Annotated in this window: 14 protein-coding genes; 7 read left to right on the forward strand and 7 right to left on the reverse strand. The window is 67.2% G+C overall.

The genetic code is table 11. The features are described 5' to 3' along the window. Window positions 1–52 precede the first annotated feature (52 nt). The 3 genes from AC07OZ_RS19545 (at window position 53) to AC07OZ_RS19555 (ending at window position 2,768) form a co-directional block, all read left to right on the forward strand. Window positions 53–1,471, forward strand: a complete 1,419-nt coding sequence (locus AC07OZ_RS19545; RefSeq protein ID WP_495468749.1) for an AAA family ATPase — start codon at window positions 53–55, stop codon at window positions 1,469–1,471. Further along, on the forward strand, window positions 1,468–2,307 hold the full coding sequence (locus AC07OZ_RS19550; protein WP_495468750.1) for an HNH endonuclease family protein: 840 nt from the start codon (window positions 1,468–1,470) through the stop codon (window positions 2,305–2,307). The genes AC07OZ_RS19545 and AC07OZ_RS19550 overlap by 4 nt, the downstream gene beginning before the upstream one ends. A gap of 116 nt (window positions 2,308–2,423) precedes the next feature. Then, the gene (locus tag AC07OZ_RS19555; RefSeq protein ID WP_495468751.1) at window positions 2,424–2,768 is read left to right on the forward strand and encodes a hypothetical protein; all 345 of its coding nucleotides are present in this window, start codon (window positions 2,424–2,426) and stop codon (window positions 2,766–2,768) included. On the opposite strand, the gene murB is transcribed toward AC07OZ_RS19555, so the two are convergent. Then, window positions 2,769–3,839 (reverse strand): UDP-N-acetylmuramate dehydrogenase, encoded by a 1,071-nt coding sequence (gene murB / locus AC07OZ_RS19560; RefSeq protein WP_495468752.1) that lies wholly within the window; start codon window positions 3,837–3,839, stop codon window positions 2,769–2,771. A gap of 92 nt (window positions 3,840–3,931) precedes the next feature. Here murB and AC07OZ_RS19565 point away from each other — a divergent pair, with 92 nt between their 5' ends. From AC07OZ_RS19565 to xdp1, 3 genes are all read left to right on the forward strand, one after another. Then, on the forward strand, window positions 3,932–4,426 hold the full coding sequence (locus AC07OZ_RS19565; protein WP_495468753.1) for a YajQ family cyclic di-GMP-binding protein: 495 nt from the start codon (window positions 3,932–3,934) through the stop codon (window positions 4,424–4,426). Window positions 4,427–4,546: 120 nt separating this feature from the next. Beyond that, window positions 4,547–7,378: an XrtA/PEP-CTERM system TPR-repeat protein PrsT gene (gene prsT / locus AC07OZ_RS19570; protein ID WP_495468754.1), complete on the forward strand. Its 2,832-nt coding sequence runs from the start codon at window positions 4,547–4,549 to the stop codon at window positions 7,376–7,378. A 189-nt stretch (window positions 7,379–7,567) separates the two neighbouring features. Beyond that, a complete protein-coding gene (xdp1, locus tag AC07OZ_RS19575; protein WP_495468755.1) occupies window positions 7,568–8,398 on the forward strand; it encodes an exosortase-dependent surface protein XDP1 in 831 nt (276 codons plus the stop codon). A 267-nt stretch (window positions 8,399–8,665) separates the two neighbouring features. Here the strand turns inward: xdp1 and typA are convergent, their stop codons facing one another. The 6 genes from typA to rimP form a co-directional block, all read right to left on the reverse strand. Beyond that, window positions 8,666–10,489: a translational GTPase TypA gene (gene typA / locus AC07OZ_RS19580; protein ID WP_495468756.1), complete on the reverse strand. Its 1,824-nt coding sequence runs from the start codon at window positions 10,487–10,489 to the stop codon at window positions 8,666–8,668. Between the two features lie 85 nt (window positions 10,490–10,574). Next, window positions 10,575–11,534, reverse strand: coding sequence for a tRNA pseudouridine(55) synthase TruB (gene truB, locus AC07OZ_RS19585; RefSeq protein WP_495468757.1), 960 nt, complete (start codon window positions 11,532–11,534; stop codon window positions 10,575–10,577). Window positions 11,535–11,583: 49 nt separating this feature from the next. Further along, window positions 11,584–11,964, reverse strand: coding sequence for a 30S ribosome-binding factor RbfA (gene rbfA, locus AC07OZ_RS19590; protein WP_377153491.1), 381 nt, complete (start codon window positions 11,962–11,964; stop codon window positions 11,584–11,586). Window positions 11,965–12,039: 75 nt separating this feature from the next. Further along, window positions 12,040–15,003 carry a translation initiation factor IF-2 gene (gene infB / locus AC07OZ_RS19595; RefSeq protein ID WP_495468758.1) on the reverse strand — a complete coding sequence of 988 codons (2,964 nt, stop codon included), beginning with the start codon at window positions 15,001–15,003 and terminating at the stop codon, window positions 12,040–12,042. Window positions 15,004–15,083: 80 nt separating this feature from the next. Further along, complete coding sequence (gene nusA, locus AC07OZ_RS19600; protein ID WP_377153487.1) at window positions 15,084–16,562, reverse strand: transcription termination factor NusA; 1,479 nt, start codon at window positions 16,560–16,562, stop codon at window positions 15,084–15,086. Beyond that, window positions 16,559–17,320 carry a ribosome maturation factor RimP gene (rimP, locus tag AC07OZ_RS19605; RefSeq protein WP_495468759.1) on the reverse strand — a complete coding sequence of 254 codons (762 nt, stop codon included), beginning with the start codon at window positions 17,318–17,320 and terminating at the stop codon, window positions 16,559–16,561. Before rimP ends, nusA begins: the two co-directional genes overlap by 4 nt. 128 nt (window positions 17,321–17,448) lie before the next feature. On the opposite strand from rimP, the gene fabI reads away from it, so the two are divergent. Further along, window positions 17,449–18,231 (forward strand): enoyl-ACP reductase FabI, encoded by a 783-nt coding sequence (gene fabI / locus AC07OZ_RS19610; RefSeq protein ID WP_377153483.1) that lies wholly within the window; start codon window positions 17,449–17,451, stop codon window positions 18,229–18,231. Window positions 18,232–18,317: the final 86 nt, after the last annotated feature.

An 18,317-nucleotide genomic window follows, 5' to 3' on the forward strand; every position in this document is an offset into this window, starting at 1 on the left:
AAGGACGCCTGCGGTCTCTTATAGTCCCTCTCCACCACGGAGAGTCCCGCCCATGTACCTGTCCCGGATCGCGCTGACCAACGTGCGCTCGATGGCGTCGCTGGCGATCGACTTCGGCGCCGGTCCGGATGCGCCGGCCGGCACGAACCGGCGCTGGACGCTGCTGCTCGGCGAGAACGGCTGCGGCAAGAGCACCGTGCTGCGCGCGATCGGCCTGCTGCTGGCCGGCAGCGAGGCCTTGCCGGAGCTGCTCGGCGACACGGACTCGTGGATCCGCAACGGCGCGCGGCAGTGCCGCATCACCGGCACGCTCGTGACGGCGAAGGGCGAACGGCGCGAGATCGCGCTGGAGCTGCATCGCGGCGACGGCCTGCGTGAGATCTTCGAGCGCAACGCCCAGACCCTGGAGGCGCTCGACGCGGCGATCCGACATGCGGACCGCAACTACTTCGTGCTGGGTTATGGCGTCTCGCGCCGCCCGCCCGAGAGCGGCAAACGGGCGAGCGGACCGCTGGACGATTCAGCGCGTTCATCGCGGGCCCGCGCGCTGGCGTCGATGTTCTCGCCGGACGCGTCGCTGGTGTCGCTGCAGCGCTGGGCGATGGACCTCGACTACCGGCGCGGCGATGCCGCGCTGGCGCCGATCCGCGCGGCGCTCAACCAGTTGATGCGAGGCATGAACTTCTCGCGCATCGACAAGGAATCGGGCCAGTTGATGTTCAAGACGGTCGACGGCGAGGTGCCCTTGAACCAGTTATCCGACGGCTACCAGAACATGGCGGCGTGGTGCGGAGACCTGCTCTTCCGCATCACCGAAGCCTTCCCTGATCGCAAGGATCCGCTGGCCACGCGCGGCGTGCTGCTGATCGACGAACTCGATCTGCATCTGCACCCGGTCTGGCGACGGCAACTGGTGGACTTCCTGTCGACCCTGCTGCCCCACTTCCAGTTCATCGCGACGACGCACTCCGCGCTGACCGCGCAGCAGAGCGGCGAAGGCGAGCTCTTCGTCATCCGCCGCGAAGGCCCGAAGCAGCAGCCGACGCTGGTGCCCTTCGTCGGCGAGCCGCGGCTCATGATGCTGCACCAGTTGCTGATGAGTCCGATGTTCGGGCTGGAGTCGATGGACTCGGTGGCGGTGGAATCCGCGCGCAACACGGCACGCAAGCTGCACACGAAGACGAAGACGCAAGGCAAGGCGCTGACCTCGCGCGAGCGCACGCAGTTGCAGCGCAGCGCCGAGGTGCTGCGCGTCGCACCCGAATGGGATGCGGTGCCCGACTACGCGCGCCAGCAGTCGGCGCTGCTGAAGGAACTCAAGGCGACGATCGCGAAGCAGACGGCGAAGTCCGCGCCCGCGACGAAGGCCGCGACCGGAAAGGCCGCGGCGAAGAAGAAGGCCGCGCCAGCACCGGCGCTGTCGCCGACCAAGCTGAGGGCGGCGGTGAAGCGGGTGGAGCGCTCGAAGTGATCCGCCTGCGACGCGGCCGCGACGCTGCGGCTCTGGGCGCGTTCACCGGCGCGAAGCTGCAGCAACGGCTGCTCAAGCTCGAAGGCTACTTCTACGAGGACGGTGGCAAAGTCGACTTCAAGCCCAAGGCGCGCCAGATCTGGTCGACCGCCAAGGCTGCGCTCAAGCTCGACTCGGCTGGCAAGTGCGCGTACTGCGAGGCCGACACGGCCGTCGTCGCGCATGGCGATGTCGAGCATTTCCGTCCCAAGGACCTGTACTGGTGGCTCGCGTATTGCGTCGACAACTACACCTTCAGCTGTCAGGTCTGCAACCAGGTCTACAAGGGCAACACCTTCCCGGTCACCGGCGCGCGGCTGAAGCCGCCGCGCATGCCGGCCGCACAGCCGACCGACGCCGCCAAGGCGGCGACGCTTGCTGCGACCTTCTGCCTCGATCCGGCAAGCGCCACGGACGTGTCCCTGAAGCGCTTCTTCGCAGGCGAGCAGCCGCACCTGCCCGATCCCTACCTCATCGATCCGGAGAAGCTCCTGTCGTGGAACGCGATCGAGGAGACACAAGAGGTCTGGCTCATCGCGCGTGGCCGTTCAGCGAAAGCGAAGGCCGCGGCGAAAGCAGCCGAGGAAGTGCTCGGGCTCAATCGCACGGAACTGCTGCGGCTGCGCTGGAATCACTACGACCTGCTGCGCACGCTCGCGCTCGCGTTCCAGGAGATGGACCCGGCTTCGCCGAATGCAGCGAAGGTCCTCGCCGGCATCCGCCGCCGTGCCGATGGCAATCAGCCGTTCGCTGGGATGACGCGGCATTTCCTGCGCGCCTGGGAATTGCTCCCCTGATCCCCCAAAGGTTGGCCCCCTTCAACCGCTCTTCGGAGGGCGGCTTTCCGACTGGCGGTCAGCGCCGATTCATCCGACATTGGACGCATTCCTTTCGTCCCACCAGGAGCCACCCAATGAGCAGCCTCATGTCGAATGAACTCATGGGGTCAGGCGTTGCCGGAGAGCCTCGCATGACGTCGATACATCATCCTTCCCCACCTGTCGAAGCCATTGACCGCGCGTCGGCATCGACCCACGATCGGGGCCTTGCCGTCAGGGTGGCGGTCCTGGAGACCAACGTGCATGGATTGAAGAGCGAATTCAGTGAATTGAAGAGTGAGTTTCGCGAGTTCCGAAAGGAGATGCGCGCCGACATCACGGCGATCCGCACCCACGACTTCCGGTTGCTGTTCGGCGCCCTCATCACCGTTGCGCTCAGCCTCGTCGCCGTCATGGCCAAAGGCTTCCACTGGATCTGATCAGACGACCACCGGCTCCGGTTCCAGCCGGATGCCGAAGCGGCCGTAGACGCTTTCCTGGATCGCGCGCGCCAGCGTGACGACCTCGGCGCCGCGGGCCTCGCCGCGGTTCACCAGCACCAGCGCCTGCTTCTCGTAGACCGCCGCGCCGCCGACGCTCTTGCCCTTCCAGCCGCAGGCATCGATCAGCCAGCCCGCGGCCAGCTTGAAGCTGCCGTCGGCCATCGGGTAGTGCACGATGTGCGGGTCGCGCGCGATGATGTCGCGGCATTGCTCCGCGCTGACCACCGGGTTCTTGAAGAAGCTGCCCGCGTTGCCGATGCGCGCCGGATCCGGCAGCTTGGCGCGGCGGATCTCGCAGATCCAGTCGAACACCTGGCGTGCATCGGGCGCGGCGATGCCGGTCTCGGCCATCTTGCGTTCGATGTCCAAGTACCCCAACTGCGGCTGCCAGGGTTTGGGACAGCGCAGGCGCACCTTGGTGATCACGCTCTTGCCCGCCAGGCCGCCGTAGCCGGTCTGCTTGAACACGCTGTCGCGATAGCCGAAGCGGCACACGGCGGCGGGCAGCGTCACGCGGCGGCCCGTCGTCAGGTCGACGACGTCCACGTTCTCCAGCCGGTCCTTCAGCTCGACGCCGTAGGCGCCGATGTTCTGCACCGGTGCAGCCCCGACGGTGCCGGGGATCAGCGCCATGTTCTCCAGCCCCGGCACGCCCTGCGCCAGGGACCACGCCACCGCCTCGTGCCAGGGCACGCCGGCGCCGGCCTCGACGATCCAGCAGTCCTCGCGCTCCTCGACGGCCAGGCCCATGATCTCCATCTTCAGCACGACCGCGTCGACATCCCGCGTCAGCACCAGGTTCGACCCGCCGCCCAGGACGAACTTCGGCGCGCGGCCCAGTTCGGGGTGATCGACGACACGGCGCACATCCAGTTCCTCGCGGATGCGCACCAGCCGGCGTGCCGTCGCGGGCAGGCCGAAAGTGTTGTAGGGCTTGAGGTTGACGTCGTTCTCGATGACGACGCCCTCGCGGCGCTCGGTCGAGGGGGGGATGGCGGGAGACTGCATGGCTAGAATTCTCGCCCATATCCCTGAAGATCCCCGGAGCACGGCCCCGACGATCGGTCGCCGCCCTCCCCCTCTGAAAGAGTCGTACACACATGCCCAGCTTTGACACCGTCCTCGAACCCGACATGGTGAAGGTCCGCAACAGCGTGGACGCCAGCGCCAAGGAAATCGCGACCCGCTTCGACTTCAAGGGCACCAGCGCCGCCATCGAGTGGAAGGACAAGGAAAAGGAAGTCCACGCCACCGGCGACGCCGAGTTCCAGCTCGAGCAGATCGAGGCCGTGCTCTATTCGAAGCTGACCAAGCAGGGCGTGGTGCTCGGCTTCGTCGACAAGCAGGACAAGATCGAGAAGCTCGGCGGCGACCGCGTCAAGCAGGTCTACAAGATCAAGAACGGCCTGGAGGCCGCCGAGGCCAAGAAGGTCGTCGCCGCGATCAAGGAAAGCAAGCTCAAGGTCCAGGCACAGATCGAAGGCGACATCGTGCGCATCACCGGCAAGTCGCTGGACGACCTGCAGGGCGCGCAGGCCGCGCTGCGCAAGGCGCTGCCCGATCTGCCGCTGAGCTTCGACAACTACCGCAAGTGATCCTCGGCGCGGACCGGCGTCGATGCGACGCCGATCCCGCCCGCCATGCGGACGCCCTGCCCGCCTGCGCGCCGCGACGGCCTCCGCCGCGCATCAGAACAACATTCCCGGGGGGACGAGATGAGCACACTTCGCAAGTCCGGCTGGCGACGTCCCGCCGCCGCGGCGTTGACGGCGTTGACGGCGCTGCTGGCGATGGGCGCGTCGGCCGCGCACGCGGACAGCGTCAAGGCGGCTCGCTACTACGAGGACGCGCTCAAGCGCTTCGAACGCCAGGACATCGACGGCGCCGTCATCCAGCTCAAGAACGCGCTGCAGCAGGACGCGCGGATGCTGACGGTGCACGTGCTGCTGGGCAAGGCGCTGCTGATGCGCAGCGAAGCCGCGGCCGCCGAGATCGAGTTCAACGAAGCCTTGTCCCAGGGCATCAACCGCGCCGAAGTGGCCGTGCCGCTGGCGCAGGCGCTGGTCGCGCAGGGCAAGCAGGCTGAAGTGTTCAAGCTGCCGGCGCTGGTGCCGGACGGTCTGCCCGACAACATCCGCAAGCCGCTGCTGCTGGTGCGCGCGGCGGCGGCCTCGGACCTCGGCGATCCGGCGCGGGCGCAGGCCCAGATCGAGCTGGCGCGCGCCATCCCTCCCGACAACGCCGACACCTGGCTGGCCGAGGTGCCGCTGCGCCTGCGCGCCCGCCAGTTCGACCAGGCCACCGCCGCCGCCGAACAGGCGCTGCGGCTGGCGCCGGGCAACGGGGAGGCGCTCTACCAGCGCGCCACCGTGCCGCACGTGCAGGGCAAGCTCGAGGAAGCGCTGAAAGGCTACGAGCGCGCGATCGCGGCCGATCCGCGCCACCTGGAAGCACAACTGGCGCGCGGCGGCCTGCTGATCGACCTGAACCGCGACGCCGACGCGCTGGCGCAGATCCAGTCCGCATTGAAGCTCGCGCCCAACGAGCCCCGCGGCCTCTACCTGAGCGCGGTGCTCGCCGAACGCCGCAACGACGGCGCCGCGGCCAAGGCCGCGCTGAAGGCGGTCACCGCCGAGCTGGACCCGGTGCCCATCGAGTTCATCCGCTTCCGCCCCCAGGCGCTGATGCTGAACGGCCTGGCCCACTACGGCCTGGGCGAGATGGAGAAGGCCAAGCCCTACCTCGAATACGCCCAGCGCCAGACGCCCAACAGCCCGCTGTCCAAGCTGCTCGCGCAGGTCTACGTGGCGGAGCCCAACCTCGACCGCGCCGCCGAGGTGCTGGACGCTTATCTGAAGGCCTACCCCGGCGACGGCCAGGCGCTGGTGATGATGGCCACGCTGCAGATGGCGCAGGGCCGCCACGCGCGCGCCGCCACGCTGATGCAGGAGGCGCTGAAGACCCGGGACGCGCCGGAGTTCCGCACCGCGCTCGGCCTGTCGCTGCTGCGCGGCGGCCAGTCCGGCGACGCGGTCGGCGAGCTGGAGAAAGCCTTCCAGCGCGACCCGCGCCAGGTCTATGCGGGCATGGCACTGGTCTCGCTCTACCTGCGCGGCGGGCAGACGGCCAAGGCCGTCGGCATCGCGGACAAGCTGGTCAAGCAGGACCCGAACAACCCGACCGCGTGGATCCAGCTCGGCGTGGCGCGCCGGTCGGCCAACAACGCGGCCGGCGCACGCGAGGCCTATCAGAAGGCCAGCCAGCTCGACCCCAGCCTGGTCGAGGCGCAGCTCGGGCTGGCGCGCGTCGACATCACCGAGCGTCAGTTCGACGCCGCCCAGACACGGCTGACGGCCCTGTTGAAGGCGGACGAGAAGAACGCCGACGCGCTCTACGAAATGGCCTTGCTGAGCGAGGCTCGCGGCCAGACGGCCGAGGTCCAGCGCTGGCTGTCCAAGGCCACCGACGTGAGCACCTCGCGCAACACGCGGGCCGATCAGGCGCTGGTCGCCTGGCTGCTGAGGCAGGAGCAGCCCGCGCCGGCGCTGGAAGCCGCCCGCAAGCTGCTCGGCAAGGCACCGGACGATCCGCAGACGCTCATCACCTACGCCCGGGCGCAGCTCGCGAACCGCGACGTCAAGGGCGCCACGGCGACGCTGACCAACGCGGCGCGGCGGTCGGGGTTCGGCGCGGATCCGCTCGCGCAGATCGCGGGCCTTCAACTGGACGCGCGCGATCTGGCCGGCGCCGCCTACAGCCTGGACAAGGCGCTGCAGACCGCGCCGCAGCATGTCGGCGCGCTGGCGTTGTCCTCGACCGTCGCCATGCAGCAGGGCAACCTGGCGCTGGCCGAGAAGCAGGCGAAGCAGGTGATCCAGCTCCGGCCGCAACAGGCCTTGGGCTACTCGCTGCTCGCGGATGTGTCGCAGGCCCGCAAACAGCCCGCCCAGGCGCTGGAATCGCTGCGCAAGGCCCATGAGGTCCAGCCCACCAGCGGCAGCCTCCTGGCGCTGATGCGGGCCCTGAGCCGCCAGGACGCGGGCGGCAAGGCGGCACAGGACCTCGCGGATCGCTGGCTGAAGACGCATCCCTCCGATCTGGCGGCGTGGAAGGCGCTGGGCGACGCCCAGGCGCGCGCCGGCGCGTTCCCCGCGGCCCGGCGCAGCTATGACGCGGCGCTGAAGCTCCGGCCCAACGACGTCGAGGCGCTGAACAACCTGGCGAGCACGATGATCCGTCAGGGCGAGGCCGCCGCCGCGGTGGCGGTCGCCGAGAAGGCCCTGGCGCTGGACCCGCGCAACCCCGCCGTCATCGACACGGCCGGCTGGGCCTACCACCTGTCGGGCAACGGCGACCGCGCGTTGCAACTGCTCCGGGATGCCCGCCTGCGAGAACCCAACAGCCCGGACATCCGCTATCACCTGGCGGCGGCGCTGGCCAAGGCCGGGCGCAAAGCCGAGGCACGCGAGGAACTGGATGCCGCGTTGCGCAATACCGCGTTCGAAAGTCACAAGGAGGCGCAGGCCCTGAGCCAGACGCTGCGCTGAGGGTGGAAAGCCCCTCTGGTGAGGGGTTCCAGCGCTTGTCGGAAGAACTTACAGTCCTGTTCCAGAGGCGGACACAGGCAACGGCAAGTGCTTGTGCCGCAAGGGATTCAAGACGTTGGCCCGGGCCTTGCTAAATGAAGGTCGAGCGAATCTGACACTCCGATCACGTCGGGGCACCGAGGGGAAACCATGCAAAAAGTTCAACAACGACTGATCGGAATGGCTGCCGTGGCGCTGGCGTCGCTGCTGCCGTTCAGCGCGCATGCGCTTTCCACCTGGACCGCGGGCAACTGCGTCAGCAACTGCAGCGAGACCGGCGACGCGGCGCCCAACGTCAGCTACTCGGCCTACTCGGCGGCGATCAACACCACCTCCGGCGGCGCGTATTCGAGCACCGGTGGCTTCGCGCAGAGCACGCTGGCGTACTACAGCGGCAGCGGTTTCGGTGTCACGGCACCGGGCGGTGATTCCCAGTCGCCCAACCATGCGCTGGACAACTACGGCTACCAGGACCTGATCCTGCTGAAGTTCGACACGGCCGTGAACCTGACCCAGGTCAAGCTCGGCTGGTGGCAGTACGACAGCGACATCACCGTGCTGGCCTACACCGGCTCCACCTCCGGCGACGTCGCCAGCACGATCAACGGCAAGACAGCCTCGACGCTGAAGTCGGCCAACGGCTGGTCGCTGGTCAACAGCTACGCCGACGTGGGCAACAACGCCAACTCGACGGTCAACCTGAGCACCAGCCTCACCTCGAGCTGGTGGATCATCACCGCCTACAACTCGCAGCTGGGTGGCAGCCCGACGGGCGCCGACGGCTCGACCAGCGGCCTGACCCGCGGCACCGGCACCAGCTACGCCGGCTACGACTTCATCAAGCTGTTCTCCGTCTCCGGCAACAAGCCGGGTGGCGGCAGCAACAACGGCAACGTGCCGGAACCGGCCTCGCTGGCCCTGGCCTCCGTCGCCCTGCTCGGCCTGATCGGCGTGCGCCGCCGCAAGCAATCCCAAAGCTGAGCCTCCCTGCTCCGCGAAAGGCGACCCGATGGGTCGCTTTTCTTTTTGCCGAAGCAGACCCGTCGCAAGCCCAAAGGAAAACGCCCGGTGCAACGAATGCACCGGGCGTTTTTTCATTCCCACCGGGTCCCCGGTCGCAAAACCGTTGAAGGACGGTGATGGTCGGGGGCGGTGAGGCGTGAGGTTTTGGCCCTTGCGGCCAAGGCCTCATGCCTCGGCGACCGACGCTCGGACCTCAGCAGTCCAGGCGGTCGCCGCGAGGCGAGGTCAGCTCCGCAGCGCGCGCTTGCGCTCGTTTTCCGACAGATGGCGCTTACGCAGACGCACCGACTTCGGCGTGATCTCGACCAGTTCGTCGTCCTCGATGAACTCCACGCCGTATTCGAGCGTGAGGTCGATCGGCGGCGTCACCTTGATGGCGTCTTCCTTGCCGCTGACGCGGAAGTTGGTCAGCTGCTTGGTGCGGGTCGCGTTGACGATCAGGTCGTTGTCGCGGTTGTGGATACCGACGATCATGCCTTCGTAGACCGGATCGTTCGGCTTCACGAACATGCGGCCGCGGTCGTCCAGCTTGCCCAGGGCATAGGTGAAGATTTCACCCGCGTCCATGGAGATCAGCACGCCGTTCTTGCGGCCGGCGATGTCACCCTTGTGGGGTTCGTAGCCGTCGAAGATGTTGGAGATCAGGCCCGAGCCGCGCGTCAGGTTCAGGAACTCGTTCGAGAAGCCGATCAGGCCGCGGGCCGGGATGCGGTACTCGAGGCGCACGCGGCCGCGGCCGTCCGGCTCCATGTTGACGAGTTCGCCCTTGCGCTCGCCCAGGGCCTGCATGACGCCGCCCTGGTGGGTTTCTTCCACGTCGGCGGTGACCAGCTCGATCGGCTCGCACTTCACGCCGTCGATGTCCTGGAACACCACGCGCGGCTTCGACACGGCCAGCTCGTAGCCTTCGCGGCGCATGTTTTCCAGCAGGATGGTCAGGTGCAGTTCGCCGCGGCCCATGACTTCGAAGATGCCGTCTTCGTCGGTCTCGCTGACGCGCAGCGCGACGTTGGCTTGCAGTTCCTTCTGCAGGCGGTCCCAGATCTGACGGCTGGTGACGAACTTGCCTTCACGGCCGGCCAGCGGCGAGGTGTTGACGCAGAAGTTCATCGTCAGCGTCGGCTCGTCGACCTTGAGCATCGGCAGCGGGGCCGGGTTGCTCGGGCTGGTGACGGTGACGCCGATGCCGATCTCCTCGATGCCGTTGATCAGCACGATGTCGCCGGGGCCGGCTTCGGTGGCCTGCACGCGGTCCAGACCCTGGAAGGTCAGCACCTGGTTGATGCGGCCCTTGACGGACTTGCCGTCCGGACCTTCCATGACGACCACGTCCATGGACGGCTTGATCGTGCCCTGGCTGATCCGGCCCACGCCGATGCGGCCGACGAAGGTCGAGAAGTCCAGCGCGGAGATCTGCAGCTGCAGCGGCGCGTCCGGATCGCCCTTCTGGGCCGGCACGTGCTTCAGCACGGTGTTGAACAGGGCGGACATGTCCTCGCCCCACTTCTCGCCCGGCGCGCCTTCTTCCAGCGACGACCAGCCGTTGATGCCCGACGCGTACACGACCGGGAAGTCCAGCTGTTCGTCGGTGGCGCCGAGCTTGTCGAACAGGTCGAACGCGGCGTTGATGACGGCGTCCGGCTTGGCGCCCGGCTTGTCGACCTTGTTCACGACGACGATGGGCTTCAGGCCCAGCGCCAGCGCCTTCTTGGTCACGAAGCGCGTCTGCGGCATCGGGCCTTCCTGCGCGTCGATCAGCAGCACCACGCCGTCGACCATCGACAGCGCGCGCTCGACCTCACCGCCGAAGTCCGCGTGTCCCGGGGTGTCGACGATGTTGATGTGCGTGCCTTCCCAGCTGACCGCGCAGTTCTTGGCCAGGATGGTGATGCCCCGTTCGCGTTCGATGGCGTTGTTGTCCATCACGGTGTCGACGACCTTCTCGTGCTCGGCGAAGGTGCCGCTCTGGCGAAGGAGCTGGTCCACCATGGTGGTCTTGCCATGGTCGACGTGGGCGATGATGGCGATGTTGCGGATTTGCTTGCTCATGGGGCGGCTTTCGCTAGGGGCTTTCTCTGGATTCGGAGGAAGTCGGGAACTCGGGGATGTCTCGGATCTTTTTGGCGATGCGGGCTCAGGCGGCCTGCATCAGCATGGAAGCGATTTCGGTCGGGCTCAGCAGACGGTCGGCGATCAGTTCGCCGCCGGCCACGTGGGCGCTGCCCAGGAAGGCGCGCGGCGCCTGGCCGTAGACACGCACCTGCGGCATGTCCGTCAGCGTCACGCGCCGGCGCATGCCGGACAGGAAGCGGCCGGCCTCGTCGTTGCTCAATTCGACCTCGGGCCATTCGCCCAGCAGGCTGTCCGGCGCGGTCAGCAGCGACAGGCGGGCGTCTTCGTCCAGCGCCTCGATCTGGTCGAGCGTCACCGCCCGCTCGATCGACACCGGACCGCTCGCCGTCCGGCGCAGGCCGGCCAGGTGAGCGCCACAGCCGAGCTTCGCGCCGATGTCCTCGCCCAGCGTGCGGATGTAGGTGCCCTTGGTGCAGCGCACGTCGATCACCAGCAATAGCTCCGAAGGGTGCCACTCGACGATGTCGAGCGCATGAATCGTCACATTGCGCGGCTGACGCTCGACGGTCACGCCTTCGCGGGCGAGCTCGTACAGCGCGCGGCCCTGGTGCTTCAGCGCCGAGTACATCGGCGGCAGCTGCGAGATCGCACCGCGGAAGCCTTCGCAGGCAGCGCGGATCGCGTCCAGGTCCAGCGACTTCGCGACCTCGTCGCGCTGCTCGAGGATCTCGCCCTCGCCGTCGCCGGTCGTGGTCGTGATGCCCAGGCGCAGCGTGGCGCGGTAGCCTTTGTCGGCTTCCAGCGAGACCTGGCTGAACTTGGTCGCCGCGCCGAAGGTCAACGGCAGCAGCCCGGTCGCCAGCGGATCCAGCGTGCCGGTATGGCCGGCCTTCTCCGCGCGCAGCAGGCGCTTGACCTTCTGCAATGCGTCATTGCTGGTCAGGCCAATCGGCTTGTCCAGCATCAGCACGCCATGCACGGCGCGCTTCACGATCTTGGGGCGGGGGGCTACTGCGCTCATCACTACGCGGCGGCCCTCTCGGGACGCCGTCTTTCTGGCTCGGAGGACCTCAGTCCTCGGTGGTCTCGTCGTCCTTGGCTCGGGACAGGTTCGCTTTGCTGATCAGCGCGCTCATCTCGGCGGCGCGCTCGATCGTGCGGTCGAAATGGAAATGCAGGCTCGGCACGGTGTGGATCTGCAGCCGCTTGAACAGGCCGTTGCGCAGGAATCCCGCCGCCTCGTTCAGCGCCGCGCCGGTCGCTTCCGGATCGCCGACCAGCAGCGAGAAGTAGACCTTCGCGTGAGCGTAGTCGGGCGTGACCTCCACCGCGTTGATCGTCACCATGCCGACACGCGGGTCCTTCAGGTCCCGGATCAGCTCGGCCAGGTCGCGCTGGATCTGGTCCGCCACGCGCAGACCGCGGTTGGGGATAGATCGCTTGTGACGCATGGCTCTTTCCTCACTCTCTCAAACAACAAAGCCCGGCGGTGCGACCCGCCGGGCATGGAGCGACGGCAGGCTGGGTTACAGCGTGCGCGCCACTTCCTTGATTTCGAAGACTTCCAGCTGGTCGCCTTCCTTGATGTCGCTGTAGTTCTTCAGCTTGATACCGCACTCGAAGCCTTCGCGGACTTCCTTGACGTCGTCCTTCAGGCGCTTGAGCGACTCGATCTCGCCGGTGTAGACCACGACGTTGTCGCGCAGCAGGCGGAAGCGCGCGTTGCGCGTCACGTGACCGCTGGTGATCATCGAACCGGCGATGGTGCCGATCTTGGTCGCCACGAACACGGTGCGGATCTCGGCGGTACCGATGATCTCCTCGCGCTGCTCCGGAGCCAGCATGCCGGCCATCGCCGCCTTCACCTCATCCACGGCGTCGTAGATGATGTTGTAGTAGCGCAGGTCGACGTCGTTGTGCTCGGCCACCTTGCGCGCGCCGGCATCGGCACGCACGTTGAAGCCGATCACGACGGCCTTGGAGGCGATCGCCAGGTTGATGTCGGACTCGCTGATGGCACCCACCGCGGCGTGCACGATCTGCACCTTGACCTCGTCGGTCGACAGCTTGAGCAGCGAGGAGGCCAGCGCTTCCTGCGAGCCTTGCACGTCGGCCTTGATGATCAGCGGCAGCGTCTGCACGTCGCCGGCGGTCATGTCGGCGAACATGTTCTCCAGCTTCGAGGCCTGCTGGCGGGCCAGCTTGACGTCACGGTACTTGCCGGCGCGGAAGGTCGCGATTTCACGGGCGCGGCGTTCGTCGCTCAGCACCATGAACTCGTCACCGGCGCGCGGCACTTCCGTCAGACCCTGGATCTCGACCGGGATCGACGGGCCGGCTTCGGTCGCGGCCTTGCCATCCTCGTCCAGCATGGCGCGGACACGACCGTAGGTCGAGCCGGCCAGCACCACGTCGCCGCGCTTGAGCGTGCCGGACTGCACCAGCACCGTCGCGACCGGGCCGCGGCCCTTGTCCAGCTTGGCTTCGATGACCAGACCCTTGGCCATCGAATCCTTCGCGGCCTTCAGTTCCAGCACTTCGGCCTGCAGCAGGACCTGTTCCAGCAGCGCGTCGATGCCCTGGCCGGTCTTGGCCGACACCGGGACGAACGGCGACTCGCCGCCGAACTCTTCCGGCACGACCTGCTCGGCCACCAGCTCGCTCTTCACGCGCTCGGCGTTGGCATCGGGCTTGTCGATCTTGTTCATCGCGACCACGATCGGGACACCGGCGGCCTTCGCGTGGTGGATGGCTTCCTTGGTCTGCGGCATCACGCCGTCATCGGCGGCCACGACCAGGATGACGATGTCCGTCGCCTGGGCACCACGGGCACGCATGGCCGTGAAGGCCTCGTGACCCGGGGTGTCGAGGAAGGTGATCATGCCGCGCGGCGTGTCGACGTGATAAGCGCCGATGTGCTGCGTGATGCCGCCGGCTTCACCCGCGGCCACACGGGCGCGGCGGATGCTGTCCAGCAGCGAGGTCTTGCCGTGGTCGACGTGACCCATGACGGTGACGACCGGCGCGCGGGGCAGCAGCTCGTGCTGGCCTTCGGCGGCGGCGCCCTCTTCCTCCAGGAACGCATCCGGATCGTCCAGCTTGGCCGCGAACGCCTTGTGGCCCATTTCCTCGACCAGGATCATGGCCGTCTCTTGGTCCAGCTGCTGGTTGATGGTGACCATCTGACCCAGCTTCATCAGCTGCTTGATGACCTCGGAGGCCTTCACCGACATCTTGTGCGCCAGATCGGCGACGGAGATGGTTTCGGGAACGTGCACTTCCTGGGACACCGGCTCGTTCGGAGCCTGGAAATTCGACTGCGAGGCGCCGCGATCGTCGCGACCGCCACGGCGGCCCGCCGGACCGCCACGGCCCGGCGCGCGCCAGCCCGTACCGCCGCCCGGACGTGCCGGACCATCGGTGCGGCCGCCACCCGGCTTGCCGGCGACGCCACGTTTCTTGGCGTCATCGGCCCAACTGGACGACAGCTTCTCGGACTTGACCGACTTCTTGTCGCCGGGCTTCGCGCCCGCGGCAGCCGTCGTGCCGGCGGCGCCAGGAGCACCGCCCGGCTTCTTGTGGATGGTGCCCTTGATGCCGGCGGCCGGCGTGGCCTCGGGCTTGGGCTCTTCCTTCTTCGCGACCAGCACCTTCTTGGGTGCGTTCATCATCGCGCGGATGGCGGCGGCTTCGGCTTCGGCGGCCTTGCGGCGACGCTCGAGCTCGCCCTGGCGAGCCTTCTCGTCGGCAGCGACGTCCGCGGCCTTCACCACGCGCAGCACGGGCTTGGCGGGTTCGACCGGGGCCGGTGCCGGCGCCGGAGCGGCGACCACCGGGGCCGGCGCGGGCGCGGCAGCGGCCGCAGCCTTCTCGGCGGCCTTGTCCGCAGCCTTCTCGGCCTTGGACTTGGCGGCGTCGGCGATCTTGCGCGCTTCCGCTTCGGCGGCAGCCTTGGCCGCAGCTTCAGCAGCGGCCTGTTCAGCCGCTTCACGCGCGGCGCGCTCTTCCTCGCGACGCTTCTCTTCGGCTTCACGCGCGGCGCGCTCGGCGTCCTCGCGCTCACGCACCTTGCGGGCGAGTTCCTCTTCCTGCTGGCGCAGCGCCTCGGCTTGCGCCTGGGCTTCTTCCTCGCGGCGCTTCAGTTCGGCTTCCTCGGCGGCAGCGGCGGTGGCGTCATCGACACCGTCCTCGCGCTTGACGAAGACGCGCTTCTTGCGCACCTCGACCTGGATCGTGCGGGCCTTGCCCGAGGCATCGGCCTGCTTGATCTCGCTGGTGGACTTGCGGGTCAGCGTGATCTTCTTGCGCTCGGCGGCGCCCGCGGTCCCGTGCGCGGTGCGCAGGTGATCCAGCAGACGTTCCTTGTCGCTTTCGTTCAAGGTGTCCTCGGCGGACGCCTTCTTGACGCCCGCAGCTTGGAGCTGCTCCAGCAACGTGGTCGCAGGCCTGTTGAGCTCTGCGGCCAGCTGGGCGACGGTGGTCACGGCCATTGTTGAAATCCTTAAATCTTGTGTGGGGCGGAGCGGTCTGGTTTCGCTTGAAATCGCTTCAGAGCGTGTCTGCTCGGGCGTTATGCGTTGAACCAGTGCTCGCGCGCCTTCATGATCAAAGCGCGTGCCGCTGCCTCGTCCAGGGACGAAATCTCGACCAATTCGTCAACGGCCAGGTCTGCCAGGTCGTCACGGGTATGGATGTCGCCGGCCGCCAGCTTGGCGATCAGCTCGGGGGTCACGCCGTCCAGGTCACGCAGGTCCTGGGAGACCTCCTCGACCTTTTCCTCGCGGGCGATTTCCATCGTCAGCAGGGCATCCTTGGCGCGGGTGCGCAGCTCGTTCACGGTCTCTTCGTCGAAGGACTCGATCTCGAGCATCTCCTGCATCGGGACGTAGGCGACTTCTTCCAGCGAGGCGAAGCCTTCGGCGATCAGGATGTCGGCGACTTCCTCATCGACGTCCAGCTTCTCGACGAACAGCTTGCGCACCCCGTCGGATTCCTCGGCCTGCTTGGCCGCGGATTCCTCGGCGGTCATGATGTTGATCTTCCAGCCGGTCAGCTCAGAGGCCAGGCGCACGTTCTGGCCGCCGCGACCGATCGCGATCGCGAGGTTCTCCTCGTCGACGACGACGTCCATCGCGTGGCGCTCCTCGTCCACGACGATCGACTGCACGTTCGCGGGCGCCAGCGCGCCGATGACGAACTGCGCCGGATCCTCCGACCACAGCACGATGTCCACGCGCTCGCCGGCCAGCTCGTTGGTCACGCCGTTGACGCGGGAACCGCGCACGCCGACGCAGGTGCCGATCGGGTCGACGCGCTTGTCGTACGAGACGACGGCGATCTTGGCGCGGCTGCCGGCGTCGCGGGCGGCGTTCTTGATCTCGAGCAGGCCCTGCTCGATCTCCGGCACTTCCTGCGCGAAGAGTTCCTTCATGAACTCGCCGGAGGAACGCGACAGCATGATCTGCGGACCGCGCTGCGTCGGGTCGATACCCAGGATCACCGCGCGGACGCGGTCGCCGGTGCGCAGGTTCTCCTTCGGGATCATCTCGTTGCGCTTGAGGCGGCCTTCCACGCGGCCCGACTCGGCAATGATGTCGCCCTTGTCCAGGCGCTTGACCGTGCCGACGAAGATGCGCTCGCCGCGCGACATGAAGTCGTTCAGCAACTGCTCGCGCTCGGCGTCGCGGATCTTCTGCAGGATGACCTGCTTGGCGGCCTGGGCACCGATCCGGCCGATCGGCACGGACTCGACACCTTCCTCGATGTGGTCGTCGACCTCGATGTCGGCGATCTGCTCCTGCGCTTCGAACAGCAGGATTTCAGAGTCGGGGTTCTGCAGACCGGCCTCGTTGGGCACGACGTGCCAGCGGCGGAAGGTCTCATACTCGCCGGTGTCGCGATCGATGGCCACGCGGATATCGACCTCGCCGCCATACAACTTCTTGGTGGCCGAAGCCAGTGCCGCCTCAACGGCGCCGAACACCACATCGCGCTCCACGCTCTTCTCGCGCGAGATGGCGTCCACCAGCATCAACAGTTCGCGGTTCATTGATCGAGACCTCCGTCAACCTTGTCATCCGTCTGCCGGGACTTGGCATTGCTCTTCTTCTTCGACGCCTTGGCCTTCGCAGCCGCTCCGTCAGCCGATTCCGATCTGGGCGCCAAGCCCGTGTTCTTTTTCGCCGCATCCGCGGCAGCGTCGCCCGTCGACTTCGACGCGCGACCCTTGAAAACGATCTCCGGCACCAGCTTGGCCGAGCGCACTTCGTCCAGCGCGAAGTCCAGCACCTGCTCGGTCTTGCCGTCCATGAAGATCACGCGCCAGGCGGTGTTCTGCGCCAGCGCGTTCCAGTCGTCCTGCGCCACGCCTTCGGCCGCGACCAGGACACCCCGGTACTTCTTGCGACCCTGGAAAGCCTCGCGCAATGTGATTTCCACTTCGTGACCGCTGAAGCGGGCGTAATCGCCGGCGTTGTTCAGCGGACGGTCCAGACCGGGGGTCGACACTTCCAGGCGCGTGTAGTCGACTTCCTCGACTTCCATCACGTAGCGCAGCTGGCGCGTGACGCGCTCGCAGTCCTCGACGTTCACCGGTTGCTCCGGCTCCTGGCCGTTCACGAGCGCCTTGTCGATGTACACGCGCAGCAAGCCCCCGGCGCTGCGTTCGCAGCCCACCACCTCGTAACCCAGTCCGGTCACGGTTTTTTCAACAACGGCTTGCCAGCTCAAATTCATCGACGAAGGGTTTTGTCCTGTGACGGACACGTAGGAACAGCCAAAAAAAATGGGCTGGATGAATCCGCCCACCGTTCACTTTTTCAGCGAAGCTAGAAGTGTACTATGCAAACAGCGTGCCGACAAGGCTGCGTCATCCGTCACGGCCTGACGTGCGAGAATCCCGGCCTCCCTCGAATCTATGAATACCAGGAGCAGACATGGGATTTCTCGCCGGCAAGCGACTGCTGATCACGGGCGTGCTGTCCAACCGTTCGATCGCCTATGGCATCGCCAAGGCCTGCCACCGCGAAGGCGCTGAACTGGCCTTCAGCTACCAGGGCGAGCGGTTCAAGGATCGCATCACCGAATTCGCCGCTGAATTCGATTCCAAACTGGTATTCGACTGCGACGTGAGTGACGACGCCCAGATCGACCGCCTGTTCGCGGACCTCGGCCAGCACTGGCCGGAATTCGACGGTTTCGTCCATTCGATCGGTTTCGCACCGCGCGAGGCGATCGCCGGTGAATTCCTAGATGGCATGACGCGCGAGAACTTCCGCATCGCGCACGACATTTCGGCCTACAGCTTCCCGGCCATGGCCAAGGCCGCCCAGCCGCGTCTGCGCGCGGGCTCGGCGCTGCTGACGCTGTCCTATCTGGGGGCAGACCGCTTCGTTCCCAACTACAACACGATGGGCCTGGCCAAGGCCTCGCTGGAAGCCAGCGTGCGCTACCTCGCCTACGGCCTCGGCGGCAAGGGCATCCGGGTGAACGGCATCTCCGCCGGCCCGATCAAGACGCTGGCCGCGTCGGGCATCAAGGACTTTGGCAAGCTGCTCAAGCAGTTCGCCGACAGCGCCGCCATCAAGCGCAACGTCACGATCGAGGACGTCGGCAACACGGCCGCCTTCCTGCTGTCGGACCTGGCGGGCGGCATCAGTTCCGAGATCGTCTACGTCGACGGCGGCTTCAGCCACGGGGCGATGGCCGGGACGGAGTGAGAGTCGGCTGACTCCGGTCACCAGCGAAAGCCGGGCCGGGGTCTCCTCATACGTCTCGCAGGCTCCACAAATCGTCGACCCCGGCC

The sequence above is a fragment of the Roseateles sp. GW821-FHT09G03 genome (genome assembly GCF_059416045.1).

Coding starts and splice junctions, on each gene's coding strand:
- AC07OZ_RS19565 (WP_495468753.1), top strand. CDS start 3,932: ATGCCCAGCTTTGACACCGTCCTCGAACCCGACATGGTGAAGGTCCGC.
- truB (WP_495468757.1), bottom strand. CDS start 11,534: ATGAGCGCAGTAGCCCCCCGCCCCAAGATCGTGAAGCGCGCCGTGCAT.
- typA (WP_495468756.1), bottom strand. CDS start 10,489: ATGAGCAAGCAAATCCGCAACATCGCCATCATCGCCCACGTCGACCAT.
- murB (WP_495468752.1), bottom strand. CDS start 3,839: ATGCAGTCTCCCGCCATCCCCCCCTCGACCGAGCGCCGCGAGGGCGTC.
- AC07OZ_RS19555 (WP_495468751.1), top strand. CDS start 2,424: ATGAGCAGCCTCATGTCGAATGAACTCATGGGGTCAGGCGTTGCCGGA.
- infB (WP_495468758.1), bottom strand. CDS start 15,003: ATGGCCGTGACCACCGTCGCCCAGCTGGCCGCAGAGCTCAACAGGCCT.
- rbfA (WP_377153491.1), bottom strand. CDS start 11,964: ATGCGTCACAAGCGATCTATCCCCAACCGCGGTCTGCGCGTGGCGGAC.
- AC07OZ_RS19545 (WP_495468749.1), top strand. CDS start 53: ATGTACCTGTCCCGGATCGCGCTGACCAACGTGCGCTCGATGGCGTCG.
- fabI (WP_377153483.1), top strand. CDS start 17,449: ATGGGATTTCTCGCCGGCAAGCGACTGCTGATCACGGGCGTGCTGTCC.
- nusA (WP_377153487.1), bottom strand. CDS start 16,562: ATGAACCGCGAACTGTTGATGCTGGTGGACGCCATCTCGCGCGAGAAG.
- prsT (WP_495468754.1), top strand. CDS start 4,547: ATGAGCACACTTCGCAAGTCCGGCTGGCGACGTCCCGCCGCCGCGGCG.
- xdp1 (WP_495468755.1), top strand. CDS start 7,568: ATGCAAAAAGTTCAACAACGACTGATCGGAATGGCTGCCGTGGCGCTG.